Source organism: Streptomyces sp. NPDC051776 (assembly GCF_040681345.1).
Lineage (GTDB): Bacteria > Actinomycetota > Actinomycetes > Streptomycetales > Streptomycetaceae > Streptomyces.
Window position 1 is genome coordinate 87055 of record NZ_JBFAYQ010000026.1, and the last position, 14829, is coordinate 101883.

Consider the following 14829-nt stretch of genomic DNA (forward strand, 5'->3'; position numbering starts at 1 on the left):
GGCGGGGCGGGGGTATGGCTCGGACGGTGCGGGGCGGGGGTATGGCTCGGACGGTGCGGGGCGGGGGTATGGCTCGGACGGTGCGGGGCGGGGGTACGGCTCGGACGGTGCGGGGCGGGGGTACGGCTCGGACGGTGCCGGGCGGGGGTACGGCTCGGACGGTGCCGGGCGCGCGTATTGCTCAGACGGCCGCGGCCGGAACAGCTGAGCCTTCCGGCACGGCGCCCGGGACCCCGGGCTCGGCGACCGGCCGCTCGCGCAGCGACAGCAGCACGCGCAGCACCGCGATCCACACCAGGGTCGAGCCCAGCATGTGGGTCGCGACGAGGACTTCGGGCAGTTCGGTGAAGTACTGGACGTAGCCGATCGCGCCCTGGGCGAGCAGGATCAGTGTCAGATCGCGCGTACGGGCACGCGGGCCGAGCGGAGCGTCGACCGCCTTGAGAACGAACCACAGGGCCACGGTGAGTGCCACCACGATCCACGCGAGGTCGGCGTGGACCTGGGCGATGAGAGTCCAGTCGATCCCGATGCGCGGCACGTCGCTGGAGTCGCCCGCGTGCGGTCCGGCCCCCGTCACCACCGTGCCGACGGCGACCAGGGCTCCTGTCACGGCGACGAGCACCCAGGCCAGCTGCTTGACCGCACCGCCCACGAGCGGCCGTGGCTCGGCGTCGCCCTCCCCGGCTCGCTGCCAGGTCAGCAGCGCGACCGTGATGAGGGCGGTAGAGAGCAGGAAGTGCGCCGCGACGGTGTACGGGTTGAGTCCGGTCAGCACGGTGATGCCGCCGAGGACGGCGTTGCCCATGACGACCCAGAACTGCGCCCAGCCGAGCCGGGTCAGGCTCCTGCGGCGGGGCTTGACGGCGCGGGCCGCAATGATCGCTCCGCCGACGGCGGCGCACAGCACGTATGTCAGCATCCGGTTGCCGAACTCGATGACCCCGTGGATGCCCATCTCCCGGGTCGCGGTGAGGCTCTCCTCGGTGCAGGACGGCCAGGTCGGGCAGCCCAGGCCGGAGCCGGTGAGCCGGACGGCGCCACCGGTGACGACGATGACCACGCTCATGACGAGTGCGGTGAGGGCGGCGCGCCGGAGCGTCCGGGGGGACGGCGTCCAGCGCTGGGCGATGAAGGCGAGAGGATTCCGCGCGGCTTCGAGCAACTTCGGCACGGGCCCATCGTAGGCGGCCGCTTGTGCACGGCTTCACAACCCCCCTCGCTACCACCCCTCGTACGGCAGCGGACGGGTCGGAGTGCGGGGCGGAAACCGTCACTCTCCGGGGTGCCGGAGCGTCACTCCCGCGGAGACGAAAGCCCCGACGCACCGGTGACAGAAGCCTCGACGCACCGGTGACAGAGGCCTCAACTCACCCGTGACGGACGTGTCAACTCAGCAGCGACGGAAGTTCAACTCGCCGGGGACGATGGCGTCAACTCACCAGCGACGAAAGCGTCAACTGGCCGGAGACGGAGGCGTCTTTCATCAGAGACGGAAGTCGCGTCACTGAGGCAGCACGGAGGCGTCACTCCCAGCGGAAGAACCGGGCCGCCGCACCCAGGCCCAGGGCCGCCCATCCGGCGAGCACACCCAGATCGCCCCACGGAATCCCGGCGCCCTGCTGCAGCACGTCCCTCAGCCCGTCGGACAGCGCAGAGATGGGCAGGAGCTGCAGCACCGCCTGTGAACCCGGGGGGAACTTGTCCAGCGGCACGATGACGCCGCCGCCGACCAGCAGGAGCAGGAAGACCAGGTTCGCGGCCGCCAGGGTGGCCTCCGCCCGCAGCGTGCCCGCCATCAGGAGACCGAGGCCCGAGAACGCCGCCGTACCGAGGACGAGCAGCAGCACGACGGCCGCCGGATTGCCGTGCGGCGTCCAGCCGAGCGTTAGAGCGACCACGGTGAGCAGCACGATCTGGAGGACCTCGGTGACCAGTACCGAGCCCGTTTTCGCGGTCATCAGCGCCCAGCGGGGGAGCGGCGATACGCCCAGCCGCTTCAGAACGCCGTACCGCCGCTCGAAGCCGGTGGAGATCGCCTGCCCGGTGAAGGCCGTGGACATCACGGCGAGCGCCAGCACACCCGGCGCCAGGAAGTCCACGGCCGAGCCGTCACCGGTGTCCACGACATCGACCGTGCTGAACAGCGTCAGCAGCAGCGCCGGGATCATCACGGTCAGCAGGAGTTGCTCGCCGTGGCGCAACAGCATCCGGGTCTCCAGCGCAGTCTGCGCCGCGATCATGCGACCCAGCGGGGCCCGTCCGGGCTTCGGGGCGAAGGTACCGGTGGCCGTGCCGGTGACGGTCATGCGCGAAGCTCCTTGCCGGTCAGCTCCAGGAAGACGTCCTCGAGGGTGTGCCGCTCCACGGAGATCCGTTCCGGCATCACTCCGTGCTGCGCGCACCAGGTCGTGACGGTGGCGAGCAGCTCCGGGCCGACCTCGCCGGTCACGCGGTACGCACCGGGGGTCAGTTCTGCCGCCGCCGTCTCGGGCGGCAGCGCCTTGAGGAGGGTGGACAGGTCGAGGGCGGGACGGCCGGTGAAGCGCAGCGTGTTCTCCGCGCCGCCGCGGCACAGGTCCTCGGGGCTGCCCTGGGCCACCACCTTGCCGCCGTCGATGATCGCGACGTCGTCCGAGAGCTGTTCGGCCTCGTCCATGGAGTGGGTCGTCAACACGACGGTGACGCCGTCCGTGCGCAGCTCGCGCACCAGATCCCAGGTGGCGCGCCGCGCCTGCGGGTCGAGTCCGGCCGTCGGCTCGTCGAGGAAGACCAGCTCCGGCCGCCCGACCACGGCCATCGCGAGCGCCAGCCGCTGCTGCTGGCCGCCGGAGAGCCGGCGGTAGGGCGTACGGCCGCATGCGCCGAGGCCGAGGCGTTCGACGAGCAGGCCGACGTCGACGGGGTGCGCGTGGAGTCCGGCCGTGTGGCGCAGCATCTCCTCCGCGCGGGCACCCGGGTAGACCCCTCCGGACTGCAGCATCACTCCAATGCGGGGACGGAGGGCGGCCGCTTCGGAGACCGGGTCCAGGCCGAGGACCCGAACGGTTCCGGCGTCCGGTCTGCGGTAGCCCTCGCAGGTCTCGACGGTGGTGGTCTTCCCGGCGCCGTTGGGGCCGAGGACCGCCGTGACCGTGCCCGCCCCGACGGAGAGATCGAGGCCGTCCACCGCGCTCTTCCGGCCGTACCGCTTGACCAGACCCTGCACCTGGACGACGGGGTCGCTTCGCATGCCCGGCAGTGTACGGAGCGCAAGCCGGGGCGCGGACTTCAGGGGCCGGAGCGGGGCCTTCCCCTTGGGTCCGGGGCGGCCCGCCCTCCTCACTTAGGTGACCCTAAGTGATCGAGCCCACCCTTCGGCGTACCGATCTTCGCTTGTCGCGGTCCGGGGAATTACGCAACAATGGCGTTGTGAAATACGCGGGCGAGGCTCCGGAAGCCGCGGCGGTCGAGGCGACCGCCGCGACAGGCGTGCCCGCTCCCACCGTGCCGTTCGGCGACGAAGGCCAGCGCAGCACCCGGAACCGCGTGGCCAGGTCGATTCTCGACCACGGCCCCTCCACCGCTGCCGAGCTCGCCCTGCGGCTCGAACTGACCCAGGCCGCGGTCCGCCGCCATCTGGACTCGCTGGTCACCGACGGCGTCGTCGAGCCCCGCGAGCAGCGGGTCTACGGCTCGCGCGGCCGCGGCCGCCCCGCCAAGGTTTTCGCCCTGACCGACGGTGGGCGGGACGCCTTCGAGCAGGCCTACGACCACCTTGCTGCCGACGCCCTGCGCTGGATCGCCGAGGCGGCCGGCGGAGGCGAGAAGGGCGCCGCCGCGGTCGCGGCCTTCGCCCGCGCCCGCCTCGCCGCCCAGGCCGAGACCTATCGCGAGGCCGTCGAGGGCGCCGCACCGGAGGACCGCACCGAGGCGCTGGCGAAGGCGTTGACGGCCGACGGGTACGCTGCTACGGCACGCAGCGCACCGGTCGGTGAACAGCTCTGCCAGCACCATTGCCCGGTCGCCCACGTCGCCGAGCAGTTCCCGCAGCTGTGCGAGGCGGAGACCGAGGTCTTCTCCCGCCTGCTCGGCACGCATGTGCAGCGACTGGCCACGATCGCCCATGGCGACGGGGTCTGCACGACCTTCGTCCCGAAGGCGGGCCACGGCCCGCAGCCACCGGGCAAGCGCACCACCAGGACCACCACAGCATCTGCAAGCACGGCCGGGAGGAACCCCGCATGACTCTCCCCACGGAGACTGCCCACCCCGAACTCGAGGGTCTGGGCAATTACGAGTACGGCTGGGCCGACTCCGACCTCGCCGGTGCTTCCGCGAAGCGCGGCCTGTCGGAGGACGTCGTCCGCGACATCTCCGCGAAGAAGTCAGAGCCCGAGTGGATGCTCAAGCTGCGCCTGAAGGGGCTGCGCCTCTTCGGCAAGAAGCCCATGCCCAACTGGGGCTCGGACCTGTCGGGGATCGACTTCGACAACATCAAGTACTTCGTGCGCTCCACCGAGAAGCAGGCCGCTTCCTGGGAGGACCTGCCGGAGGACATCAAGAACACGTACGACAAGCTGGGCATCCCCGAGGCCGAGAAGCAGCGCCTCGTCGCCGGTGTCGCGGCGCAGTACGAGTCCGAGGTCGTCTACCACAAGATCCGCGAGGACCTCGAGGAGCAGGGCGTCATCTTCCTGGACACCGACACCGGTCTCCGTGAGCACCCCGAGCTCTTCAAGGAGTACTTCGGCACGGTCATCCCGGCGGGCGACAACAAGTTCGCCTCGCTGAACACCGCCGTCTGGTCCGGTGGCTCGTTCATCTACGTGCCGAAGGGCGTGCACGTCGAGATCCCGCTGCAGGCCTACTTCCGGATCAACACCGAGAACATGGGCCAGTTCGAGCGGACGCTGATCGTCGTCGACGAGGGCGCCTACGTCCACTACGTCGAGGGCTGCACGGCGCCGATCTACCAGTCGGACTCGCTGCACTCGGCGGTCGTCGAGATCATCGTCAAGAAGAACGCCCGCTGCCGCTACACGACCATCCAGAACTGGTCGAACAACGTCTACAACCTGGTCACCAAGCGCGCCGTGGCCTACGAGGGCGCGACCATGGAGTGGGTCGACGGCAACATCGGCTCCAAGGTCACCATGAAGTACCCGGCCGTCTACCTGATGGGCGAGCACGCCAAGGGCGAGACCCTGTCCATCGCCTTCGCGGGCGAGGGCCAGCACCAGGACGCCGGCGCCAAGATGGTCCACATGGCCCCGCACACCTCTTCGAACATCGTCTCCAAGTCGGTGGCGCGGAGCGGCGGCCGCACGTCCTACCGCGGTCTGATCGAGATCGGTGAGGGCGCCGAGGGCTCGAAGTCCAACGTGCTCTGCGACGCACTGTTGGTCGACACGATCTCCCGCTCGGACACGTACCCGTACGTCGACGTCCGCGAGGACGACGTGTCCATGGGCCACGAGGCGACCGTCTCCAAGGTCAGCGACGACCAGATCTTCTACCTGATGAGTCGTGGGCTGTCCGAGGACGAGGCCATGGCGATGATCGTGCGCGGCTTCGTCGAGCCGATCGCGCGTGAGCTGCCCATGGAGTACGCGCTGGAGCTCAACCGGCTGATCGAGCTGCAGATGGAGGGCGCGGTCGGCTGACCCCCAACCCGGCCCGCCCCCGAAGCAGCACTGTTTTCTGACGTAATGAGAGAGAGCACGACGACAGCTATGGCTGAGCCTGAGAACTCCCCCAAGGGCCTCCGACAAGCTCCGGTCCAGGGGGGACCCCCAGCGGCGGGTGCCACGACCACCGGATCGATCGCGGTGGCCGGCGAGTCCACCATCGCCACCCGGATGAGTGCGCCGCCGTCCTTCGACGTGGCGGACTTCCCGGTGCCGCACGGCCGCGAGGAGGAATGGCGCTTCACGCCGCTCGAGCGGCTGAAGGGCCTGCACGACGGCACCGCGGCCGCCGACGGCGGCGGGGTCAGGGTCGAGGTCACCGCGCCGGCGAGCGTGACCGTCGAGACCGTGGGCCGTGACGACGCCCGAGTGGGCAAGGCCGGCAAGCCCGTCGACCGGGTCGCCGCTCAGGCGTTCTCCGGCTTCGAGAAGGCCTCGGTCGTCTCGGTGCCCAAGGACGCCGTGCTGACGGAACCGGTGCGCATCGCCGTGCACGGTGAGGGCGGCACCGCGTTCGGGCACCAGATCATCGAGCTCGGGGCCTTCGCCGAGGCCGTCGTCGTGATCGACCACACCGGTGACGCGGTGCTCGCCGCCAACGTCGAGTACCACCTCGGCGACGGCGCCAAGCTGACCGTCGTCTCCGTGCAGGACTGGGACGACGGCGCGGTCCACGCCGGGCAGCACACCGCCCTGGTCGGCCGCGACGCGACCTTCAAGTCCGTCGTGGTCACCTTCGGCGGCGATCTCGTGCGCCTGCACCCGCGTGTGCGCTACGCGGGCCCGGGGGCCGAGGCCGAGCTCTACGGCCTGTACTTCACCGACAACGGCCAGCACCAGGAACACCGGCTCTTCGTCGACCACGAGGCCCCCAACTGCCGTAGCAACGTGGCGTACAAGGGCGCTCTGCAGGGCAAGGACGCGCACGCCGTATGGATCGGCGATGTGCTGATCCGCGCCTCGGCCACCGGTACGGACACCTACGAGCTGAACCGCAACCTCGTCCTCACCGACGGCGCCCGCGTCGACTCGGTCCCCAACCTGGAGATCGAGACCGGCGAGATCGTCGGTGCCGGTCACGCCTCGGCGACCGGCCGCTTCGAGGACGAGCAGCTCTTCTACCTGATGTCCCGCGGCATCCCGGCCGACGAGGCCCGCCGTCTGGTGGTCCGGGGCTTCTTCGCCGAGCTCGTGCAGCAGATCGGCCTGCCGGACGTCGAGGAGCGCCTCATCTCCAAGATCGAGGCCGAGCTGGAGGCGTCCGTCGCATGAGCGTCGAAGGATTCGCCCGCGTCTGCGGGCTGAGCGAGCTCGAGGAGGGCATGCCCAAGCGTGTCGAGCTCGACGGTGTGCCGGTTTCCGTCGTCAGCACCGAGGGGGAGGTGTTCGCGATCCACGACATCTGCTCACACGCGAACGTGTCGCTCTCGGAGGGCGAGGTCGACGACTGCACCATCGAGTGCTGGCTGCACGGCTCGCGCTTCGACCTGCGCTCCGGGAAACCGTCCGGCCTGCCCGCGACGCGCCCTGTCCCCGTATACCCCGTAAAGATCGAAGGGGACGACGTTCTCGTCTCCGTCACCCAGGAGTCCTGAGGCACCCATGGCAACGCTTGAGATCCACGACCTGCACGTCTCCGTCGAGGCCGAGAACGGCCCTCGCGAGATCCTGCGCGGCGTCGACCTGACCGTGAAGCAGGGCGAGACGCACGCCATCATGGGCCCCAACGGCTCCGGCAAGTCCACCCTGGCCTACTCGCTCGCGGGCCATCCGAAGTACACGGTCACCAGCGGCACCGTCACCCTCGACGGCGAGGACGTCCTGGAGATGTCCGTCGATGAGCGCGCGCGGGCCGGCGTCTTCCTCGCCATGCAGTACCCCGTCGAGGTCCCCGGCGTCTCGGTGAGCAACTTCCTGCGCACCTCCGCGACCGCCATCCGCGGCGAGGCCCCCAAGCTGCGCACCTGGGTGAAGGAGGTCAAGGAGGTCATGGAGCGCCTCAACATCGACCCCTCCTTCGCCGAGCGCAATGTCAACGAGGGCTTCTCCGGCGGTGAGAAGAAGCGCCACGAGATCCTGCAGCTCGAGCTGCTCAAGCCGAGCATCGCGATCCTCGACGAGACCGACTCCGGTCTCGACGTCGATGCCCTGCGGATCGTCTCCGAGGGCGTGAACCGGGTGCGCGAGAGTGGCGAGGTCGGCACCCTGCTGATCACGCACTACACGCGCATCCTGCGGTACATCAAGCCCGACCACGTCCACGTCTTCGCGGGCGGCCGCATCGCCGAGTCCGGTGGCGCGGAGCTCGCGGACAAGCTGGAGGAAGAGGGCTACGAGGCGTACGTGAAGGGTGGCGCATCCGAGTGACAGAGCTGCCGGGCCTCCTCGACACCGAGGCGATCCGCAAGGACTTCCCCATCCTGGACCGCCAGGTTCACGACGGCCGGAGGATCGTGTACCTGGACAACGCGGCGACCTCGCAGAAGCCGCGCCAGGTGCTCGACGTGCTCAGCGCGTACTACGAGCGGTACAACGCCAATGTGCACCGCGGCGTGCATGTGCTCGCGGAGGAGGCCACGGCCGCGTACGAGGGCGCCCGCGACACCGTCGCCGGCTTCATCAACGCGCCGAGCCGCGACGAGGTGATCTTCACCAAGAACGCCTCCGAGTCCCTCAACCTCGTGGCGAACATGCTGGGTTGGGCCGACGAGCCGTACCGCGTGGACGACCGGACCGAGATCGTCATCACGGAGATGGAGCACCACTCCAACATCGTGCCGTGGCAGCTGCTCGCACAGCGCACGGGCGCGAAGCTGAAGTGGTTCGGCCTCACCGACGAGGGCCGTCTCGACCTGTCGAACATCGACGAGATCATCACCGAGAAGACCAAGGTCGTCTCGTTCGTCCTCGTCTCCAACATCCTCGGCACGGTCAACCCCGTCGAGAAGATCGTGCGGCGGGCACAGGAAGTCGGCGCGCTCGTCGTCGTCGACGCCTCGCAGGCCGCCCCGCACATGCCACTCGACGTCCAAGCGCTGCAGGCCGACTTCGTGGCCTTCACCGGGCACAAGATGTGCGCCCCGACGGGCATCGGGGTGCTGTGGGGCCGCCAGGAGCTGCTCGAGGATCTGCCGCCGTTCCTCGGCGGCGGCGAGATGATCGAGACCGTCTCGATGAACTCCTCGACCTACGCCCCCGCCCCGCACAAGTTCGAGGCCGGTACGCCCCCGATCGCGCAGGCCGTCGGGCTGGGTGCGGCGGTGGACTACCTGAAGTCGGTGGGCATGGAGGCAATCCAGGCTCATGAGCACGCCATCACGAGATACGCGGTGGAGCGTCTGCTCCAGGTGCCGGACCTCAGGATCATCGGTCCGATGACGGCTGAGGACCGCGGCGCCGCGATCTCGTTCACGCTCGGCGACATCCACCCCCACGATGTGGGCCAGGTGCTCGACGAGCTGGGGATTGCGGTCCGGGTCGGCCATCACTGCGCGCGGCCGGTCTGCCTGCGGTACGGAATTCCCGCGACCACGCGAGCGTCCTTCTATCTGTACTCCACGCCGGCCGAGGTCGATGCTCTGGTCGACGGCCTGGAGCACGTACGGAACTTCTTCGGGTAGAGAGGTCGCTCGTGAAGCTGGATTCGATGTACCAGGACGTCATCCTGGACCACTACAAGCACCCGCACGGGCGGGGGCTTCGGGACGGGGACGCCGAGGTGCACCACGTCAATCCGACGTGCGGCGACGAGATCACCCTCCGGGTCCGTTACGACGGCGAGACCATCGCCGATGTGAGCTACGAGAGCCAGGGCTGTTCGATCAGCCAGGCCAGCGCATCGGTGCTCAACGAGCTGCTGGTCGGCAAGAGTCTCGACGAGGCGCAGAAGATCCAGGAGACCTTTCTGGAGCTGATGCAGTCCAAGGGACGGATCGAGCCGGACGATGCCATGGAGGAGGTGCTGGAGGACGGTGTGGCGTTCGCCGGCGTCTCCAAGTACCCGGCCCGCGTCAAGTGTGCTCTGCTGAGCTGGATGGCATGGAAGGACGCCACCGCCCAGGCCTTGGGCGACGGCGCAGCGAAGGAGACGGTATGAGCGAGACCACCACCAAGCCCGCGAGCGAGGAAGAGGTCCGCGAGGCGATGATGGACGTCGTCGACCCCGAGCTGGGCATCGACGTCGTCAACCTGGGGCTGGTCTACGGGATCCACGTCGACGACACCAACATCGCCACCATCGACATGACGCTGACGTCCGCGGCCTGCCCGCTGACCGATGTCATCGAGGACCAGGCGAAGTCGGCGACCGAAGGGATCGTGAACGAGCTCCGGATCAACTGGGTCTGGATGCCTCCGTGGGGTCCCGACAAGATCACCGACGACGGTCGCGAGCAGCTCAGGGCGCTCGGCTTCAACGTCTGACGGCTCGCCGCCCCGCGGCTTCACCGTCCCGCGACCTCGTCCCGCGGCTTCACCGTCCCGCGACCTCGTCCCGCGGCTTCACCGTCCCGCGACCTCGTCCCGGGACTTCACCGTCCCGCGACGTTGTCGTCCGGGGACCTTGTGGTCCGGGGACCGGCCCTTGACGTCCCAGCCTTGCCCCGCCGGGTCCACGCCCAGCGGGGCAAGGCTTTTCGCGCGTACGGGCGCCCGTGGGCTGTACGGCTGGGCCGTAGGCATGATGCCCGCGCCGCGTCCCGGTGCGGCCCGCGGGCGGCGGGCAGACTGACGGGCCTGGCCCTGCCCAGGACCGCACTCACCGACTGAACGCGCGCGGCGTTTGTGCGTACGGCCGTACACAACGGTGTGTACGCTCGTACGCATGATGTGGCTGATGCTGTCCGGCGCAATCCTCGCCGAGGTCCTGGGCACCACCGCGATGAAGTACAGCGACGGATTCACCCGGCTGTGGCCCTCGCTCGCCACAGCGTCCGGCTACCTCGTCGCCTTTGCGCTGCTTGCGCAGACGCTCAAGACCATGTCCGTCGGCACCGCCTATGCCGTCTGGTCCGGCATTGGCACCGCGGCCATCGCCGCCATCGGCATGATCTTCCTCGATGAGTCGGCGTCCGCCCCGAGGCTGATCGGCATCGTGCTCGTCATCGCCGGAGTCGTGGTGCTCAACCTCGGCGGAGCGAGTCACTGATGGCCCGCCGCTACGACCCCGACCGTCGGCAGCGGATCATCGACGCGGCGATCCGGGTCGTGGAGCGGCGCGGCCTGGACGGGCTCAGCCACCGCTCGGTCGCCGCCGAGGCCGACGTCCCGCTGGGCTCGACCACGTACCACTTCGCCACGCTCGACGATCTGCTGGTGGCGACGCTGCGACAGGTCTGCGTGGAGCCGCCGACGGCAGTAGAGGACTGGCGGCGCCACCTGGACTCGGAAGGCCCGCTGGCCGACCGGCTCGCCGCGCTCCTGGACGAGCTGATGGCGGGCGACCGCGCCCGTATGCGGGTGGAGTACGAGCTCTACCTCGCGGCGCTGCGCCGCGAGGCACTGAAGCCCGTGGCCGCCGAATGGCTGGACGCGGCGGTCGCGGTCCTCCGCGACTACACCGACGAGCAGGCCACGGCGCATGCCCTGATAGCGCTGCTGGACGGGCTGCTGCTTCAACTCCTGCTGACGGGGCGGCCGTTCGACCGGGCGGGGGCCCGCGAAGCCCTCGCCCGGGTCATCGGCTGAGCGGTCCGCGGGCCCTCTTACTGCCGTCCGCGGGCCGTCCATTTCCGGTCCGCGGGCCCGCCCATTGCCCGTCACGGGCCGTTCACTGCCGGCCCGCCCACTGCCGGTCGGCGGGCCGTGCACTGCCGCGCCGCCGTGAACCGCTGAGTCCCGTGCGGGCTACGGGCGGGGACAAGGCCACCGACCACCCGGTGACGAGTCGGAGCGGTTCAGAGGGGGTTGGGTCGTTGCTTGAGCATCCGTGACCGGACCGCCACCGACCGAGGGCGACGAGGACGGTCTCACCGCACCTCTGCCCAGCTGGAGCCGCCCGGGGGTCTGACCGTTGAGACCGGTTCGCATCGGCGGCCCCTGGGCCGTTAGGTTTCGAACATGACCGACACGACTGCTTCTCGTACCACCGGCGCCGTCGGCGCCGGTCTCGCCACCGTCGCCGCGGACGGCACCGTACTCGACACCTGGTTCCCGGCCCCGGAGCTGGCCTCCGAGCCGGGCCCCGCGGGGACCGAGCGGCTCGGCGCCGACCGCGCCGCCGAGCTCCTGGGCGAGTCCGCGCCCAAGGCCCTGGGCCGGGACGTGCGGCGTGGAGTCGAGATCGTCGCCGTACGGACGGTCGTCGCGTCCCTGGACGACAAGCCGCTCGACGCGCACGACGCGTACCTGCGGCTGCACCTGCTCAGCCACCGCCTGGTCCGGCCGCACGGCCAGAATCTGGACGGCATCTTCGGGCTGCTGGCCAACGTCGCGTGGACGAACCTGGGGCCGGTGCCCGGCGACCAGGTCGAGAAGGTACGGCTCGCGGCCCGCGCCGACGGCCTCAACCTGAATGTGACCAGCATCGACAAGTTCCCGCGGATGACCGACTACGTCGTCCCGTCCGGCGTTCGGATCGGTGACGCCGACCGCGTACGTCTCGGCGCCCACCTCGCGTCCGGGACCACCGTCATGCACGAGGGCTTCGTCAACTTCAACGCCGGCACCCTCGGTACCTCCATGGTCGAGGGCCGGATCAGCGCGGGCGTCGTGGTCGGCGACGGCTCCGACATCGGCGGCGGTGCGTCGATCATGGGCACCCTGTCCGGCGGCGGCAAGCAGATCGTGTCCATCGGCGAGCGCTGCCTGCTCGGAGCCCAGGCAGGCATCGGCATCGCGCTGGGAGACGAGTGCATCGTGGAGGCCGGGCTCTATGTGACGGCGGGGACCCGCGTCACACTCCCGGACGGCAACGTCGTCAAGGCGCTGGAGCTCTCGGGCGCCGGCAATCTCCTCTTCCGCCGTAACTCCACCACCGGCACGGTCGAGGTCCTCCCGCGTTCGGGCTCCTGGGGCGGCCTCAACGAGGCGCTGCACAGCCACAACTGAGCCCTCCGCCGTAGCCGGAGCGGCTGATCGACCAACGGCACCCGATCGTGACGACCTGGCGGCGCGTCCCGCTGCGACGGCTACGGACGGCCCGGCAGGCCACCCCGGCCCGCCGGGCCGTCGTCGTTCCGCACCGGGCCGTGCCGTGGGCACGCGACCGAACGGCTGACGGCGCTGTGTGGCGCGGGAGCATGCCCGGAGACGCGCCTACCGCCCGTGGCAGGCTCGAACGGTACGGCGAGCACGCAAACGGAGGTGTCATGCCCGGCGAGCCCGGAGACTCGCTTGCTGCCGCACGCCCGCGGCCGTCGGCCGTCGTGTTCCGCGCCCCGGCTGTCTTCCGCTCCCTGGCCGTGTTCCGCGCCGCAGCCGTGTTCCGCGCCTCGGCCGCGCTTGGCCTCCTCGCCCTGGCAGGCTGCGCCGGAGGCACCTCCGACGACACGGCCACGCCGACGTCCTCGCCCGCCGGATCCGCGACCCTCTTCCCCGGAGCACAGGACGGCGGGCCTGAGGACAGCATCAACTTCCCGCACGTACCGGTCGGAGAGTCGGCGGACATGGATGTCGAGGTGCGGAACGAGACGGGTGAGAGGTGGGAGCACGGGCGGCCGCATATCGCCGGAGAGCGGGATGCCGGTGCGGAGTCGCCACCGGGGGAACCGTCTTCCAGGAAGTCCCGAAGCCGGACCACCGAACCCCGCGGCAGGACCACACAGCCGCCCACTTACGCGATCGTGGCCGACGGCTGTGGTGACGAGACGCTGGCGCCCCACGGCATCTGCAGGTTCCGGATCCGCTACACCCCCCGCAGCGGCGAGCCCACCGCGGTCGGCCTGGAGATCGATTCCCCGACATGGCCGATCCGCGCGGTTCTGTCCGGCGGCACGGACGAGCCGGACACCACCGAGCCCGCCCCGCAGTCCACATCCGGGCCTCCCGGGGACGGCACCCGCGGACCATCCGGCCGGCCCACAGGGCCCCCCGGCCCCACGACTCGCACCGGCCCTCCGGACACCCCGCCCGACTCGCCCCCCACCGATCACCCGACGGACTCCGTCACCTCCCCGGGGCCAGGCCTTTGAGGCCGCCGCCCGTCCCGCGTGCCCTGCCGAGCACTTCCACATGAATGGAGTCGTCGTCGCGCAGCACGAACGTGATGTCTCCGCCCCGTTGGCGCCGCCACGGCACAAGGAAATAGCGCGTACTGGACTTTCCGAGAACGCGGAATCCGGTGCAGCGGAAGCGAAAGGGCTGATGCGCTTTTCCGCGGTCCGTGCACGAAATGTCGGGGGAGGCAGGGGAAATGGGCGTACGCGAATGGACGAGCACCGGGGTCATGTTCCGGAAGTCGTGGACCGCGTCACCCAGGGCGTCGGCCCGCCCCGCCCCGTATGCGTAACGCGCCATGTCGAAGAAGACGACCATCGCCAGGACGGCGATCAGCAGCCCCTCGGCACTGCTCCAGTACCGGTCCCGGCGGCGGTGCGGCCCCCGGCCCAGATACAGCGCGAACATCAGCATCACCACGCCCAGGGCCACGAAGAACGGCGGCACCAGATCCCGTGGCCAGCCGGGATCGAGACGCAGCGTCACGGCCTGCCGCCACCACTCGGGCTCGAGGAAGACCGGGAAGCCCAGCAGCAGTAGTACCGCACCGGTGGCGGCCAGCACCCGGTACACCAGTCGCCGTGACGTCTCCGCCTCGGGTCGGGAGAGCCGGCGCTCGGTCAGGCGGAAGACGAGCAGCCCGAGAATGCTCAGTATCAGCATGATCCACAGAGGCAGGAACAGTGCGTCCGGACTGCCGAGCAGATGGTCCTGCGTGGAGAATTCCAGCTCGCTCACCCGGACGCCGAAATAGGAGTAGTACGCGCTCCAGTAGGTGCTGCCGAAGTAGTAGAGCAGGCCGAAGACGACCGTCCCGGGCGTCACCACATAGGCGGCCTTCTCCAGGAAGGACTTCCCCTCCGGTTCCTGCCCCGTCACCTGCTCTCGTCCCATCTGTCGGTATTCGGAAGCTAATACTCCAGTGCGGTTTTGTGATCTATCCAGTGGGTCCGTCGGCGGATCGTCGTTGGTAGTGGCTGCGTCGGGCTGTTGCTTGGTGGCGTCT

Annotated in this window: 16 protein-coding genes; 12 read left to right on the forward strand and 4 right to left on the reverse strand. The window is 69.9% G+C overall.

Annotated features, from left to right (window positions below; translation table 11 throughout):
* Positions 1 to 181: 181 nt before the first annotated feature.
* The 3 genes from AB0M26_RS20500 to AB0M26_RS20510 form a co-directional block, all read right to left on the reverse strand.
* Positions 182 to 1174: a COX15/CtaA family protein gene (locus AB0M26_RS20500; protein WP_365263093.1), complete on the reverse strand. Its 993-nt coding sequence runs from the start codon at positions 1172 to 1174 to the stop codon at positions 182 to 184.
* Positions 1175 to 1526: 352 nt separating this feature from the next.
* A complete protein-coding gene (locus tag AB0M26_RS20505; protein ID WP_365263096.1) occupies positions 1527 to 2309 on the reverse strand; it encodes an ABC transporter permease in 783 nt (260 codons plus the stop codon).
* Positions 2306 to 3232: an ABC transporter ATP-binding protein gene (locus AB0M26_RS20510; RefSeq protein ID WP_365263098.1), complete on the reverse strand. Its 927-nt coding sequence runs from the start codon at positions 3230 to 3232 to the stop codon at positions 2306 to 2308. The genes AB0M26_RS20505 and AB0M26_RS20510 overlap by 4 nt, the downstream gene beginning before the upstream one ends.
* 239 nt (positions 3233 to 3471) lie before the next feature.
* On the opposite strand from AB0M26_RS20510, the gene AB0M26_RS20515 reads away from it, so the two are divergent.
* The 12 genes from AB0M26_RS20515 to AB0M26_RS20570 all read left to right on the forward strand — a co-directional run bounded on the left by AB0M26_RS20515 (position 3472) and on the right by AB0M26_RS20570 (position 13798).
* Positions 3472 to 4227: an ArsR family transcriptional regulator gene (locus tag AB0M26_RS20515; protein ID WP_365263158.1), complete on the forward strand. Its 756-nt coding sequence runs from the start codon at positions 3472 to 3474 to the stop codon at positions 4225 to 4227.
* The gene (gene sufB / locus AB0M26_RS20520) at positions 4224 to 5645 is read left to right on the forward strand and encodes a Fe-S cluster assembly protein SufB (RefSeq protein WP_365263101.1); all 1422 of its coding nucleotides are present in this window, start codon (positions 4224 to 4226) and stop codon (positions 5643 to 5645) included. Before AB0M26_RS20515 ends, sufB begins: the two co-directional genes overlap by 4 nt.
* Before the next feature lie 69 nt (positions 5646 to 5714).
* Positions 5715 to 6941, forward strand: a complete 1227-nt coding sequence (sufD, locus tag AB0M26_RS20525) for a Fe-S cluster assembly protein SufD (RefSeq protein WP_365263104.1) — start codon at positions 5715 to 5717, stop codon at positions 6939 to 6941.
* Positions 6938 to 7264 (forward strand): non-heme iron oxygenase ferredoxin subunit, encoded by a 327-nt coding sequence (locus tag AB0M26_RS20530; RefSeq protein ID WP_365263107.1) that lies wholly within the window; start codon positions 6938 to 6940, stop codon positions 7262 to 7264. The genes sufD and AB0M26_RS20530 overlap by 4 nt, the downstream gene beginning before the upstream one ends.
* 7 nt (positions 7265 to 7271) lie before the next feature.
* Positions 7272 to 8036: a Fe-S cluster assembly ATPase SufC gene (gene sufC, locus AB0M26_RS20535; protein ID WP_365263110.1), complete on the forward strand. Its 765-nt coding sequence runs from the start codon at positions 7272 to 7274 to the stop codon at positions 8034 to 8036.
* Positions 8033 to 9289 (forward strand): cysteine desulfurase, encoded by a 1257-nt coding sequence (locus AB0M26_RS20540; RefSeq protein WP_365263113.1) that lies wholly within the window; start codon positions 8033 to 8035, stop codon positions 9287 to 9289. The genes sufC and AB0M26_RS20540 overlap by 4 nt, the downstream gene beginning before the upstream one ends.
* A gap of 11 nt (positions 9290 to 9300) precedes the next feature.
* Positions 9301 to 9765, forward strand: coding sequence for a Fe-S cluster assembly sulfur transfer protein SufU (gene sufU / locus AB0M26_RS20545; protein WP_365263116.1), 465 nt, complete (start codon positions 9301 to 9303; stop codon positions 9763 to 9765).
* A complete protein-coding gene (locus AB0M26_RS20550) occupies positions 9762 to 10091 on the forward strand; it encodes a metal-sulfur cluster assembly factor (RefSeq protein ID WP_365263119.1) in 330 nt (109 codons plus the stop codon). The genes sufU and AB0M26_RS20550 overlap by 4 nt, the downstream gene beginning before the upstream one ends.
* A gap of 400 nt (positions 10092 to 10491) precedes the next feature.
* On the forward strand, positions 10492 to 10815 hold the full coding sequence (locus AB0M26_RS20555) for a multidrug efflux SMR transporter (RefSeq protein WP_365263122.1): 324 nt from the start codon (positions 10492 to 10494) through the stop codon (positions 10813 to 10815).
* Complete coding sequence (locus tag AB0M26_RS20560; RefSeq protein WP_365263124.1) at positions 10815 to 11354, forward strand: TetR family transcriptional regulator C-terminal domain-containing protein; 540 nt, start codon at positions 10815 to 10817, stop codon at positions 11352 to 11354. The genes AB0M26_RS20555 and AB0M26_RS20560 overlap by 1 nt, the downstream gene beginning before the upstream one ends.
* A gap of 372 nt (positions 11355 to 11726) precedes the next feature.
* Positions 11727 to 12716 carry a 2,3,4,5-tetrahydropyridine-2,6-dicarboxylate N-succinyltransferase gene (gene dapD / locus AB0M26_RS20565; protein ID WP_365263127.1) on the forward strand — a complete coding sequence of 330 codons (990 nt, stop codon included), beginning with the start codon at positions 11727 to 11729 and terminating at the stop codon, positions 12714 to 12716.
* A 260-nt stretch (positions 12717 to 12976) separates the two neighbouring features.
* A complete protein-coding gene (locus AB0M26_RS20570) occupies positions 12977 to 13798 on the forward strand; it encodes a hypothetical protein (RefSeq protein WP_365263130.1) in 822 nt (273 codons plus the stop codon).
* On the opposite strand, the gene AB0M26_RS20575 is transcribed toward AB0M26_RS20570, so the two are convergent.
* On the reverse strand, positions 13773 to 14717 hold the full coding sequence (locus AB0M26_RS20575; protein ID WP_365263133.1) for a hypothetical protein: 945 nt from the start codon (positions 14715 to 14717) through the stop codon (positions 13773 to 13775). The genes AB0M26_RS20570 and AB0M26_RS20575 overlap by 26 nt on opposite strands.
* Positions 14718 to 14829 lie beyond the last annotated feature (112 nt).

Bases quoted from the DNA above. Each gene is read 5' to 3' on its own strand.
- AB0M26_RS20505 (WP_365263096.1), bottom strand. From the start codon at position 2,309: ATGACCGTCACCGGCACGGCCACCGGTACCTTCGCCCCGAAGCCCGGA.
- AB0M26_RS20510 (WP_365263098.1), bottom strand. From the start codon at position 3,232: ATGCGAAGCGACCCCGTCGTCCAGGTGCAGGGTCTGGTCAAGCGGTAC.
- sufB (WP_365263101.1), top strand. From the start codon at position 4,224: ATGACTCTCCCCACGGAGACTGCCCACCCCGAACTCGAGGGTCTGGGC.
- sufD (WP_365263104.1), top strand. From the start codon at position 5,715: ATGGCTGAGCCTGAGAACTCCCCCAAGGGCCTCCGACAAGCTCCGGTC.
- AB0M26_RS20530 (WP_365263107.1), top strand. From the start codon at position 6,938: ATGAGCGTCGAAGGATTCGCCCGCGTCTGCGGGCTGAGCGAGCTCGAG.
- sufC (WP_365263110.1), top strand. From the start codon at position 7,272: ATGGCAACGCTTGAGATCCACGACCTGCACGTCTCCGTCGAGGCCGAG.
- AB0M26_RS20550 (WP_365263119.1), top strand. From the start codon at position 9,762: ATGAGCGAGACCACCACCAAGCCCGCGAGCGAGGAAGAGGTCCGCGAG.
- AB0M26_RS20555 (WP_365263122.1), top strand. From the start codon at position 10,492: ATGATGTGGCTGATGCTGTCCGGCGCAATCCTCGCCGAGGTCCTGGGC.
- AB0M26_RS20560 (WP_365263124.1), top strand. From the start codon at position 10,815: ATGGCCCGCCGCTACGACCCCGACCGTCGGCAGCGGATCATCGACGCG.
- dapD (WP_365263127.1), top strand. From the start codon at position 11,727: ATGACCGACACGACTGCTTCTCGTACCACCGGCGCCGTCGGCGCCGGT.
- AB0M26_RS20570 (WP_365263130.1), top strand. From the start codon at position 12,977: ATGCCCGGCGAGCCCGGAGACTCGCTTGCTGCCGCACGCCCGCGGCCG.
- AB0M26_RS20575 (WP_365263133.1), bottom strand. From the start codon at position 14,717: ATGGGACGAGAGCAGGTGACGGGGCAGGAACCGGAGGGGAAGTCCTTC.